This is a genomic window from Chitinivorax sp. B, from assembly GCF_005503445.1.
GTDB lineage: Bacteria > Pseudomonadota > Gammaproteobacteria > Burkholderiales > SCOH01 > Chitinivorax.
In genome coordinates this window covers 1-12,290 of the sequence record NZ_SCOH01000017.1, presented here as the reverse complement: position 1 = coordinate 12,290, position 12,290 = coordinate 1, and the positions used below count along the sequence as shown (strand labels likewise).

Here is a 12,290-nt window from a genome sequence, read left to right as displayed (position 1 = left end):
TATTCGCAAACAATACTCACACTGCCACTTGCTACCACCAGCCTATCAAGCACGGGAGAGCATCCATTGTGCGTAGCGCGACACACCCTCTTCCACACTCAGGAAAGGCTGATCGTAGCCAGCGTTGCGCAATGCCGTGATGTCCGCCTGGGTGAAACTTTGATATTTACCCCTGAGCGCCTCAGGGAAATCAATGTATTCCAGCAATCCTTGCTCAACCAGTTCCACCAGTCCCAGCGCTTCCTTACCTTCCGCCGCACGGCAAGCATTGACCGATGCCACCGCAACGTCATTGAAGCTCTGCGCGTTTCCAGTGCCTAGATTGAAAATACCGGATTTATCCGGGTTGTCGAGGAAGTATAGGTTGACCTTGACCACATCTTCCACCGAGACAAAGTCGCGACGCTGTTCGCCATGACCATAGCCGTCACACCCTTCAAACAGCCTGACCCGACCCGTATCGCGATACTGATTGAAATGGTGAAAGGCAACCGATGCCATGCGCCCCTTGTGTTGTTCGCGTGGGCCATAGACATTGAAATAGCGGAAACCGACTACCTGGCTGGTCAAATCATCCCAACGACGACGCACAACCTGATCAAACAGGAATTTGGAATAGCCATAGATGTTCAGCGGCCCTTCAAATTCACGTGATTCGCGGAAAACACGACCTGCACCGTAAGTCGCAGCACTAGAGGCATACAGGAAAGGAATATCTTCAGCCTGACAGTATTCAAACAAATCCAGCGTGTAGCGGTAATTGTTGTCCATCATGTACTTGCCATCGGTTTCCATGGTGTCGGAACACGCACCTTGATGCAGAATGGCATCCACATTTCCGTCAAACGCACCATCAAGGAACAGCTCGATGAAATCTTCCTTGCTCAGGTAATCAGCAATCTCGCAGTCAATCAGATTCTTGAACTTGTCGGCGCGCTTGAGATTGTCCACTGCAATGATGTCGGTCTGACCGCGCTCATTCAGCGCCTTGACCAGATTGGAACCAATGAATCCGGCAGCGCCGGTGACGATAATGGTCATGCAATACCTCCGTGAGTCAGTGTAGATGACTGGCTCTGATGATGCCGGGCCAACCCGGCCCGTTGGAACTCAGAATGAAAACGACACGGCATCCCGTAGCAATACCGCGTCTTGATGTCATGTTGGCGGGTATACCCACGCATTTCAGGCGAACAACTCGTCCTGCTGCACCACTGCCGTACCCAACTTACCCACGACAATCCCGGCCGCCCGGTTGGACCAGCGTACGGCTTCCGGCATCGGCAGGCCTGCACCTAGCATCACACCCAATGTAGCGATAACCGTATCCCCCGCGCCAGACACGTCATAGACCTCACGGGCCTGCGTCGGTTCATGCAACGCACTGTCATCGCGATACAGGCTCATACCCTCCTCACTGCGGGTGACCAGCAAAGCCTCCAGCGACAGTTGCTGACGCAGTGCCTGTGCTTTCTCGGTCAACTCGGCCTCATCTCGCCAGCTGCCAGCCACCTGCTTGAACTCACTGCGATTGGGGGTCAATAAGGTGGCGCCTTGATAACGACGATAGTCGTCACCTTTCGGGTCGACCAAAACGACTTTGCCAGCAGCCCGTGCCAACTTCATCATCGTTTCGACGTGCGTCAGCCCACCCTTACCATAATCAGACAGGATCACCACATCATGGTCAGGCAATGCAGCCTCGAAATCCCCCAACTTGGCTGCCAGTACTTCGTGGCTGGGCTGAGCTTCAAAATCGATCCGAATCAATTGCTGTTGACGGGCAATCACGCGCAACTTGATGATGGTAGAGATGGTAGGATCACGCAGCAGTGAGGTTTTCACGCCAGAGCTTTCCATCAACCGTACCAATGCCGTACCCGCCTCGTCATCGCCCACCACCGACAACAACGTTACCTGTGCGCCAAGTGATGCCGCATTGCGGGCCACATTTGCCGCACCACCCGCCCGTTCTTCGGCGCGATTGACCAGTGCCACCGGCACCGGTGCCTCTGGTGAAATACGATTGACGTCACCAAACCAGTAACGGTCCAGCATCACATCACCCACCACCAGGATACGTGCGCCGTGGATAGCGGATTTCAGCTGATTGATCTGGGCTCGATCCATTGTGTTTCCCTCATACTGATTACCCGACGAAAGCCCGGATCTTCACCCAAGGCCAACAACGCCGGCATGGCCATTGGCTGACCGTTGATTACTTGCGCCCGATCGCATCGTATTCCAAGCCGAAACTACGAACCAACGCTGGGTCGTACATATTGCGGCCGTCTATTACCAACGGGTGCTTCAACGCAGCTTTGATACCAGGGAAATCTGGACTGCGGAACTCTTTCCATTCGGTGACGATCACCAATGCATCCGCCCCTTCCAATGCGTGCATTGGCGAACTCGCATAGCGCACACCTTCCAGCCCACCCAGAATACGTTGTGCCTCGTCGGTAGCAATCGGGTCATAGGCAGTAACCGTGGCACCACGTGCCAGCAAGCCACGAATGATCACCAAGCTGGGCGCCTCACGCATATCATCGGTATTGGGCTTGAAGGCCAAGCCCCACAGCGCGAAATGATGGCCTGCAAGGTCACCATCAAAGTGCGATTCCAACTTGTTCAGTACTCGGAATTTCTGAGCATCGTTGACACGTTCGACTGCATTCAACACATGCAGATCAATGCCATTTTCGCTGGCAGTACGCTGCAACGCCTGTACATCCTTCGGAAAGCAAGAACCACCATACCCCACACCCGGGTAAAGGAAGTGGTAGCCGATTCGCGGGTCCGAGCCGATACCCTTGCGGACGTGCTCGATATCAGCACCCATGACTTCCGCCAGATTGGCCAGCTCGTTCATGAAGCTGATGCGGGTCGCCAACATCGCGTTGGCAGCATACTTGGTCAACTCGGCAGAACGAACATCCATAGTGATGATACGCTCATGGTTGCGCTGGAACGGCTGATACAGGCTACGCATCAATGTCAGCGCACGTTCGTCATCCGCACCGATCACCACACGGTCTGGGCGCATGAAGTCCTCCACCGCCGCCCCTTCCTTCAGGAACTCAGGGTTGGACACAACGCTGTAATCGATTTGCGCTCCACGCTGTTGCAATTCCTCACGAATGGCTTCACGAACACGATCTGCCGTACCAACCGGTACAGTCGATTTATCGACCACGACTTTGTAATCCGCCATATGGCGGCCAATATTACGGGCAGCCGCCACCACATATTGTAAGTCGGCAGAACCATCTTCATCCGGCGGTGTACCCACGGCGATGAACTGGAGTGTTCCGTGGGCAACACTGGCCTGTATATCGGTGGTGAAAGCCAAGCGACCTGCAGCCACATTGCGCTTGACCATATCTTCCAGGCCCGGCTCATAAATCGGGATGCCACCCTTGTTCAGGATATCGATCTTGCGTGGATCAACATCCAGGCACAAGACATTGTTGCCCATCTCGGCAAGACAAGCGCCGGTCACCAAACCGACATAGCCGGTACCGATAATGCTGATTTTCATTGAGAGGTTCCTTTACTCAAGCCATTGCGATCGCATCGCGAATACGCATCAGCGTTGCGAGGGGATCATTAGAACGGGTAATGGGGCGACCGATTACCAGGTAATCAGCGCCAACGCGAACGGCCTCTTCTGGCGTCATCACGCGGGATTGATCATCCAGGCTGGCATCTTTCGGGCGAATGCCTGGCGTAACCAGTTTGAAATCTGCGCCATGCTGCGCCTTCAACTGTGCTGCTTCCTGCGCAGAACACACCACACCATCCAGGCCACAATCTTGGGTCAACTGGGCCAAACGGGCTACCATGGCTGCCGGATCCCCGGGCAAGCCAACTTCCGCCAGTTGTACAGCATCCATGCTGGTCAATACCGTCACGGCAATCAACAAGGGGCGGTGCGACACGTTGGCCAACGCCTCACGCGTGGTCTCCATCATCTTCCGCCCACCCAAAGCGTGAACATTCACCATCCACACACCCAGTCCGGCGGCAGCTTTACAAGCCTGGGCGACGGTATTGGGAATATCATGGAATTTGAGGTCAAGAAAAATGTCGAACCCCTTGCCGATCAGCTGCTCGACAAAACGTGGCCCCTCAGCCGTGAAGAGCTCCTTGCCTACCTTCAGGCGGCACAGGGCAGGGTCGACACGGGCGACAAATTGCAAGGCATTGGCCGCATCCGCGTAATCCAGCGGCACAATGATTTTAGGATCGTGATGAGGTGTCATACTGTCCGTCATGATATGAATTTAATGTGCACTGCCTTCACCCCCCAGTTTGGGCGGATAGGTTTCCCAGCCAGCGCAACCTGGGCAATGCCAGTAATATTGCCGCGCGCGAAAACCGCATTGCTGGCATTGATACATGGCGAGCTTCTTGGTGTTGTCATGCAGCAGGCTACGAATCGCTTCCAGATCCGGCCGGCGCTCGGCTGCAACATAGTTCAATTCGACATCCACCAAGGATTTCAAGCCCAACATCGACGCGTTGCGTCTTAGTTCGGCGTAAAGGAATTCCTTCGCTGCATCAAGCCCTTCCTGCTCGCTGATGACCTGAAAGACCTGATCCAGGATATCCAGAGCGGGATAGCTCCCCAAGTAGGTCCGCAACAGCTGTAAACCCTCGGCAGCGCGATTGGCCTGCTTGTAGGCATCCATCAATCGTGTGCCGACCAAAGACAAGTATTGCGGCTCCTGAGTTTCAATGCGCTTCCAGTAATCGATAGCCGTCTCGAAATCACCCTCCGCCAATGCAATATCACCCAACAGAATATTGGCACGCACACACTTACGGTGAATCTGCAATGCTTTGTTGAGATTGGTTTTGGCTTGTTCCGGCTGTGAGTTGGCAATATCACGCTGGGCCATTTCACAGTGAAATTCCGCCACTTCATTCTGGAATGAAGCCGTGCCATCAGCCAGCCGGTTTGCAGTCTCAATGGCTTTTTCCCAGTTTTTCTCAAGCTGGTAGATATCCAGCAACTGCTGACTCGCGACACGTGCATAGCTTGAACCAGTCAGCTTCTGCAACATTTCTTCCGCGCGATCAAACAGCCCTGCCTTGACGAAATCCAGCGCCAGCTCATATTGACCTTTCAATCGATGCTCGGGATTGATGTCATTACGTGCCAACAGGTTCTGATGAATCAGGATGGCACGCTCATGCTCCCCTTTGCGACGGAACATACTACCCAGCGCAAAGTTCAAATCGACTGAATGCGGATCGGATTTGATGATCTCGACAAATTCGGCAATGGCTTTGTCCTGCTCGTCGTTCAGCAGGAAGTTCAAGCCTTTGTAGTAGGCCAAAGGCAGCTTGCGGGTTTCGCGTAGCAACTGGCGAATGTCAATTCGGGCTGCAAGCCAGCCTAGGCCAAAAAATAAGGGTGGCAATATCAGCCACCACAACTCCATATCCACGCGGGTATCCTAATCAGCTAAATGGGATGGCAGAAAGAGGGGGATCGGCTGCAAGGAAACCGACCCGTGCAAACCTGGCATGAATCAGAGCACGATGTCAGGTTGCTGAGGCCCCGTCTGAGTGACCGAGTTCCGATTGCGGAGTTCTTTTTTCAACACCAGGATTTCACGGCGTAGCTTCAACAATTGCCCGAGCCCCGCCAACAGGCCAAATGCCGCACCGATACAAAAAAACACCAACAGCATCAAAATCAGCGGCGCCTGCCACTCATAACCCAGAAAGTAACGCAGCGACACAGTCTGACTGTTGTGCAGGGCAAACCCAAGAAACAATAGAAAAACAATGAACTGCATGGCCCAGATGAAATAGCGCATCACGGTCAGGTCTCTTTGGCAGGTCCGAATAGCCGGCCATTTTACCCGATAGGTGACAGTTACAGGTAGGTTTGACCCGAGAAGTTGACACACGCCACGTATTGTTTAGCACAAAAAACCACACAATAGCTGGCGTGACTTGATGGGCAAATGCTGGCAGCCGTACAAATCCAGGTGGGTATGCAAGCAATGACACAGGCAGCACAGTCGGCTGCCTGCAGTGGGCTAGCGTTTACGTGCCAAGGTCACCCCATCACTTAAAGGCAACATCGACACATCGATCCGGGCGTCATCATGTAACTTGCGGTTCAGGGCCTGCAGCGCCAGGGTATCGACATCCCCCTCCTCCGCAGGTCGGGCCACCGAACCATCCCACAATACGTTGTCGATCAGGATCAGACCACCTGGACGCAACAACTGCAGGCAGCGTTCGTAATAGCCGTCGTAGCTGCGCTTGTCCGCATCAATGAAGGCGAAATCGTAGCTTCCCCCCTCGCCGGCAGCTAGCCGCGCATCCAGCGTCTCCAGTGCTGGCGCCAGTTGCAGATCGATCTTGCTGGCGATGCCTGCACGCTGCCAATACGGTTGACCGATCCGGGTGTATTCCTCGCTGATATCACACGCCAGCAAATAACCATCACTCGGCATCGCCAGGGCAACGGTCATGGCGCTGTAGCCGGTAAACACGCCAATCTCGATGGCACGGCGCACCCCCAGCAGGCGAGCCAGCACAGCCATGAACTGCCCTTGTTCCGGCGAGATCTGCATACCCGCGCGCTCGTGATGTGCGGTAACTTCACGCAATGCTGTCTGTTCTGGATGCTCTCGCAACGAATGACTCAACACATAGTGATACAAGGTATCGTCAAGATTCAGGGTACGTCGGGACATACTGATTCCTAGCAATCAAGTTTCAAAGTTTCATACAAAGTAGCATCTGCCTTGCGGGCACCCAGTCTCAGAACCTGTTCAAGGCCTGTGATGAGCGGCTACCAGCGGTGGTGAAGCACAGCGCAAAAACCGGAGTGTATGTGTGATACATGAGGATGTTGAGCAACACATGAGCCCCGATCGTGGTCGCGCAGTAAGATATTGAACAGGTTCTCAGACCGTGTTCAGCCATCTCCAGCCGGACGCGCCACTGCGCCAATCAAGGCCTGGCAAACCGCCCGTTGCGGGTCGTCGCTGACAAGACCATTGCAGATGCCATCCAGTTGGCTACGGACACGTGCAATCACTGCAGCATGCTGCCCCTGCTGATTCCAGGTGGCGAGTTTCTGCATGACTTTCTCCAGCGAACGGCGATTACGCTCATACAACACATTCTGCTGGCCATTCAATTCACTCAGTACTGCGGTCACCGCCTGGTCGATACGGGCTTCGTCGTCTGGCGCCAAATCGACCAGCCCCCCGATGTAGGTCGCACCCCACTGCAACCGTGTGGCCGGGCCTTCCGCTGCGGTATAGGCTTTTTCATACCATGCCAGTGCCTGGGCCTTGTCACCACGTTTCTTGGCATTGCCCGCCAACGACAGCATGAAGTAATACGGTGAATGTGAGCGGTCCAGCTCGGCAGTCAACAATTTATCGGATTCCGCAATCAAGCCAGCCTCAGATAACACATAAGCCGCCGCACTGATCACCGACTGCCGTTCGAAACGATCAGTCGTGACACGATCCGCTTCAGCAACCTGCTCGCGCACCGCACTCAACAAAGTTGTATCAAGTGAGCCATCAGCACCATCCAGTTTGGCCAGACCCACTCGCGCAGCCAATGCCGACAACCGATCCGTGGCGGACAAGGTGGTGTCCTGCCCCAACCGTGTCAGCACGCGTTGCCAAGATTGCATCAAGCGCGCTCGTGGCAGGCTTTTGTCAGCCACCAACGGGAAAATATCCGTCGCATAGCCAGTCAGAATGTCAAAATTGTGGCGACTGAGCCGTGTATTGGCCAATACCTGACCGAGATGCTTGCCAGCCCGATGCAATGCAACATCGTCCAATGAACCTTGCTGATTGCTGGCAGCCGCCAGTGACTTCAGCATCAACCTGACTGCCAACTCGCGCTGTGGACATGCCTTCCCCAAGGAAAACAGCGTTTGCGCACGTTGCGTGGGGTCAATCAATCTGGCTTCATCGGTATCCCATGAATAGTCGGCCAGCATGCGCCAAACATCCACGCCCAACCCGGCCTGACCAGCAAGCGCTTGTGTCAGTACGGTCTTGACAGGCAACGCCGCTGTCATGCCCAGATCCAGCACTTGCAGATAACGCTGCACATCCAGCTCACCGGGCAGCCTGGTCACTTCAGTGCCATCCGGCTTGAACAGGATCATGGTTGGGTAACCGCGCACCTGGAACCGCTCGCCCAATTGTTGGGCACTCGGACTGTCGCCATCCAGATAGACCGGCACAAATGCCCGGGACCGATCAATGAAAGCGCGCTGATTGAAAATGGTGGATTTAACTTGATTACAGGGCGGGCACCATGCCGCGCCCCAATACAAGAATAAAGGTTTGTTACCCGCTTTAGCCATGGCAAAAGCGGCATCGACATCTCCTTTTTGCCAATCGATGCCATGTACAACCTGCGTCGCGACAGCAGCCTGAACAGCATCGCCCGCCAACACCAGGGATGGCCCAGCACCAGCAAACAGGGTCAACAACAGAAACGGCCAAGGCTTCATGCTACCCCCAGAAGAAATAACAACGTGATGATAATGCAAGAACCCATCCAGCCAGTAGTGACTTCACGACCAAACCTAATACTGGTGCGGCTTACAACCCAATATACTCACTCGCCGCGACGAATGGGATAAAAAGTCTGGGTTTGAATGCTGCAGACACCCAAAACGACCACCAGCCTGACAAGCTCATTGAATGGCTCAATAGGTGTGATGTCGCTATCTTGTGCCACCTATGCGCAGACAGACAATGTGAAAATTGCCTGACCCATCTTACGGCAGGGCCAACAGGGTCAATGCCATCGGCGAATTTCACTTGCAGCACCGCTGATAATCTCACCACTGCCCTATATTGACTAATTATTTATCGAATACGCATTTATTGATAAAGCAAGTTGATTGACTTCTACCTGCCGATTAACTACATGTTGAGTGTAGCTTGCTAGCGGGCAACGACTACACGACGGTATGACCCGGCGCTGCCGACAATTCACATACCGTGCAAAATTTCGACAATTCCCGCATCGATCGCTGCCTTCCATCCACTTACCGGTCGGCCGGCAATGGCCCGGCCTATACGAACAAGCAAGCCACTGCACCACCAGCCCCACGAGAAAGGAGGCGCCGCTCATGCGCCAAGGCCTGCCGGACCTCATCAGGACACCATCACGACACCTTATGTTCAGTTCGCTGCTGGCAATCATCCTGTGCTGCAGTACGCTGGCCATTGCCTGGGTCATCCATCATCAGGATCGTGCCATTGCCGAAGCACGTTTTCAGGAAAAGTCACGGCAACTGCAAGCCCGCTTGAGTGAACGACTGGAAACCTATCAACAGGTACTGCGCGGCTTGGTTTCCCATTTCAATGCACGTGGCGAGGTGGTGCCTGCCGAATTCCACGACTACATCCAGAGCCAGTCCTTGCTTGATGCCCATCCAGGCCTACTGGGCATCGGCTTTGCACGACGTGTGCCGGCAGGACAATTGCCGCGATTTGAAGCGGCCATGCAAAGCCGGCATTCAGACTTTCGTATCCATCCACCGGGTCAACGCCCCTACCATGCCATTGTGGAATTGATTTACCCGCCGCGATCCGACTATCTGCCGACCATTGGGTTTGATGCCTACAGTGAACCTGCCCGTCGCGAAGCCCTCGAACTCTCCGCACGGCAGGGACGTGCCGCAGCGACTGCCAGCGTGGTGTTGTTTTACGACAAGTCACGAAGCAAAGCACCAGGATTCCTCCTGTATTGGCCCTATTATGGCGGCGGCAATCGAACGACCATGCCAGCCGCAGATGACCCTCGCCTGGGTGGGTGGGTGTATGCAGCCTGTCGCATCCATGAGCTGGTAGCCGGCGCGGGCATGACTGCCTTACCGCTGAAACTGAACATTTACGACAGCACGCCTCAGCGCCCATTGATTTATGGTGATGGCAAAACCTTGCCCACCCCATTTCGTACCCAGCAGTCGATGGATATCGTCGGCCACCGCTGGATACTGGACATCCAGGCCACCGATGCCTTCATGAAGAACGCGACCTCCTATCGTGCCATCTGGGTATTGGTGGCAGGCAGCCTGATCACCTTGCTCAGCATCGGCATGATGGCCCAGATGGGGCGTGCCCGCAGGTTGGAATTACAACGGGTTGCCGACCATGCCAAGGAAAGCCAGTTACAGGAGGCCCGGCTGCACAACACGCTGGAGGCCATTCCCTACGCCATCCTGACACTGGACCGGGATGGCCGGATCACCATGGCCAACAGTACGGCAGCCCAATGGTTTGACAGCAGCGTGGAGACCTTGCACGGCCAACAGATCAATTCGCTGATCGGCCCTCGGACCCATGCCGACACCGATGCCATGCAAAACAGCTCAACCCATTTCCTTTCCGGCAATGGGCCACGCTACCTGGGGCCGGATCAGGACTTATGCGGCCGACGACGCGATGGCAGCGAATTCCCCGTTGAAGTCCAGCTGACACCGGCCGATCTGGACAGCACCGCCGTGACCTTATGTTCAGTCATCGACATTTCGATCCGCAAACGATTGGAAGAACGCTTCCGCCAAGTAGTGGAAAGCGTTCCCAGCGCCATTCTGATGGTGGATCACCTGGGGCATATCGAGCTGGTCAACTCCATGATGGAGCGCTGGTTTGGCTATCCACGTGATGAACTACTGGGTCAGGCCATTGAAATGTTGATTCCAACACGTTTTCGCAGCCAACATCCGGGTTATCGCGCTGCCTTTTTGCGTGAACAACATGCCCGACCAATGGGCGCGGATCGCGACTTGTTTGGTTTACGTAAGGACGGTTCGGAGTTTCCAATCGAAATTGGCTTGAATCCGATCAATACCGATGGTGGCATGTTCGTGCTCTGCTTGATTACGGATATCACCAATCGCAAAGCGACCGAGCAGCGATTGAGACAACAGGCGGAACAACTGGAACAGGCCAATCGTTACAAGAGCGAGTTTCTGGCCAATATGTCCCATGAGCTGCGTACTCCACTCAATAGTATTCTGATTCTGGCCGAGCAGCTGCGGGAAAACCGGGATCAGAACCTGACCGCCCGCCAGACAGAACACGCCGATATCATTTATCGCTCCGGATCTGAATTATTGGCCCTGATCAACGATATTCTGGATCTCTCCAAGATCGAAGCAGGACGGGTGACTGTGGCTGCGGATCAAGTCAGTACGCAGGAACTGGCCAGCAATTTGTTGCGGTCGTTCAAACCCATGGCCGACCGACAGAGTCTACAGCTGAAGGTAACTGTCCAGCCTGGTACGCCCGCCCACTTTGTGACTGACAGCAAGCGCCTGCATCAGGTGGTTCGAAATCTGGTGGCCAATGCCATCAAATTTACCGAACGTGGGCAAGTCGATATTGAGTTGTTTTCCATTGACACCCCTCCCTATCCCACATCTGACGATATCAGCCCATGGCTGGCCATTGCGGTGACTGACACGGGGCCGGGCATTCCACAAGACAAGCGGGAACTGATCTTTGAAGCGTTCCGTCAACTGGATAGCTCCACCAGTCGAAGCTTTGGCGGCACCGGGCTTGGGCTGACCATTGCGAGACAATTGGCCCAATTACTGGGTGGCGATGTCAGGTTGAGCGACCCACCAACGGGCGGCAGTTGTTTCACTGCCTACATTCCGATTCAATCTCAGCCTCCGCTTTACCGATCCACCAGCAGCAACGAACAAGTCGCCACCGTTGCTCCGCTCGACAAACCAGATGGTGGTCGGCTATTGGTGATTGAAGATGACGCAATGCTGGCCAATATCATTGTCAACACTGCACAATCAATTGGTGTGCAGACTGAAGTTGCCAGCAATGGCGCCCAAGCGATGGACATGGCCAAACGCAACCCTCCGGACGGGGTCATATTGGATCTGTTACTGCCGGACATGAGCGGCTGGCACGTATTGCGACAACTGCGCGAAGTGATCGGCACCCATATCCCTGTACAAGTGGTCTCCTGCCTGGATCGACCCAATGACTGGCAGGAACGAGACGTCTATGACTACTTGGTGAAACCCTTTGATCTGTCCGATCTATTGGGCGTATTGCAACGCATGACCGGGCAGCTTGCCAACGCGACCAAACGTATTTTGCTGGTGGAAGACAACGCGGTGGAGTCTGAACACTATGCCGAATTGTTGACCAAGGCCCATTATCAAGTGACCCTTGCAATTTCGCTGGCCGCAGCACGAGGGGCCCTGAGAAACCAGCACTTTGACGCAGTCATCCTCGATCTACACC

At 54.7% G+C, this 12,290-nt stretch carries 9 protein-coding genes; 1 reads left to right on the top strand and 8 read right to left on the bottom strand.

Annotated features, from left to right (window positions below; genetic code table 11):
• Positions 1-45 precede the first annotated feature (45 nt).
• From rfaD to FFS57_RS11975, 8 genes are all read right to left on the bottom strand, one after another.
• Positions 46-1,041: an ADP-glyceromanno-heptose 6-epimerase gene (gene rfaD / locus FFS57_RS12010; protein ID WP_137938038.1), complete on the bottom strand. Its 996-nt coding sequence runs from the start codon at positions 1,039-1,041 to the stop codon at positions 46-48.
• Between the two features lie 144 nt (positions 1,042-1,185).
• Positions 1,186-2,130, bottom strand: a complete 945-nt coding sequence (gene rfaE1 / locus FFS57_RS12005; RefSeq protein WP_137938037.1) for a D-glycero-beta-D-manno-heptose-7-phosphate kinase — start codon at positions 2,128-2,130, stop codon at positions 1,186-1,188.
• Between the two features lie 88 nt (positions 2,131-2,218).
• Positions 2,219-3,541 carry a UDP-glucose dehydrogenase family protein gene (locus FFS57_RS12000; RefSeq protein ID WP_137938036.1) on the bottom strand — a complete coding sequence of 441 codons (1,323 nt, stop codon included), beginning with the start codon at positions 3,539-3,541 and terminating at the stop codon, positions 2,219-2,221.
• 16 nt (positions 3,542-3,557) lie between these two features.
• Positions 3,558-4,265 (bottom strand): orotidine-5'-phosphate decarboxylase, encoded by a 708-nt coding sequence (gene pyrF, locus FFS57_RS11995; RefSeq protein ID WP_137938035.1) that lies wholly within the window; start codon positions 4,263-4,265, stop codon positions 3,558-3,560.
• A 21-nt stretch (positions 4,266-4,286) separates the two neighbouring features.
• Positions 4,287-5,450: a lipopolysaccharide assembly protein LapB gene (gene lapB / locus FFS57_RS11990; RefSeq protein ID WP_349306736.1), complete on the bottom strand. Its 1,164-nt coding sequence runs from the start codon at positions 5,448-5,450 to the stop codon at positions 4,287-4,289.
• Positions 5,451-5,540: 90 nt separating this feature from the next.
• Positions 5,541-5,831, bottom strand: a complete 291-nt coding sequence (locus tag FFS57_RS11985) for a LapA family protein (RefSeq protein WP_137938111.1) — start codon at positions 5,829-5,831, stop codon at positions 5,541-5,543.
• Between the two features lie 225 nt (positions 5,832-6,056).
• The gene (locus FFS57_RS11980) at positions 6,057-6,722 is read right to left on the bottom strand and encodes a class I SAM-dependent methyltransferase (protein ID WP_137938033.1); all 666 of its coding nucleotides are present in this window, start codon (positions 6,720-6,722) and stop codon (positions 6,057-6,059) included.
• A gap of 224 nt (positions 6,723-6,946) precedes the next feature.
• Complete coding sequence (locus FFS57_RS11975; RefSeq protein ID WP_137938032.1) at positions 6,947-8,518, bottom strand: thioredoxin fold domain-containing protein; 1,572 nt, start codon at positions 8,516-8,518, stop codon at positions 6,947-6,949.
• Positions 8,519-9,193: 675 nt separating this feature from the next.
• On the opposite strand from FFS57_RS11975, the gene FFS57_RS11970 reads away from it, so the two are divergent.
• Positions 9,194-12,290, top strand: a 3,097-nt coding sequence (locus FFS57_RS11970) for a CHASE domain-containing protein (protein ID WP_171013874.1), incomplete at its 3' end; no start/stop codon positions are given.

Excerpts from the sequence above, each read along its gene's own strand:
- rfaD (WP_137938038.1), bottom strand. The coding sequence starts at position 1,041 with ATGACCATTATCGTCACCGGCGCTGCCGGATTCATTGGTTCCAATCTG.
- rfaE1 (WP_137938037.1), bottom strand. The coding sequence starts at position 2,130 with ATGGATCGAGCCCAGATCAATCAGCTGAAATCCGCTATCCACGGCGCA.
- FFS57_RS12000 (WP_137938036.1), bottom strand. The coding sequence starts at position 3,541 with ATGAAAATCAGCATTATCGGTACCGGCTATGTCGGTTTGGTGACCGGC.
- pyrF (WP_137938035.1), bottom strand. The coding sequence starts at position 4,265 with ATGACACCTCATCACGATCCTAAAATCATTGTGCCGCTGGATTACGCG.
- lapB (WP_349306736.1), bottom strand. The coding sequence starts at position 5,450 with ATGGAGTTGTGGTGGCTGATATTGCCACCCTTATTTTTTGGCCTAGGC.
- FFS57_RS11985 (WP_137938111.1), bottom strand. The coding sequence starts at position 5,831 with ATGCGCTATTTCATCTGGGCCATGCAGTTCATTGTTTTTCTATTGTTT.
- FFS57_RS11980 (WP_137938033.1), bottom strand. The coding sequence starts at position 6,722 with ATGTCCCGACGTACCCTGAATCTTGACGATACCTTGTATCACTATGTG.
- FFS57_RS11975 (WP_137938032.1), bottom strand. The coding sequence starts at position 8,518 with ATGAAGCCTTGGCCGTTTCTGTTGTTGACCCTGTTTGCTGGTGCTGGG.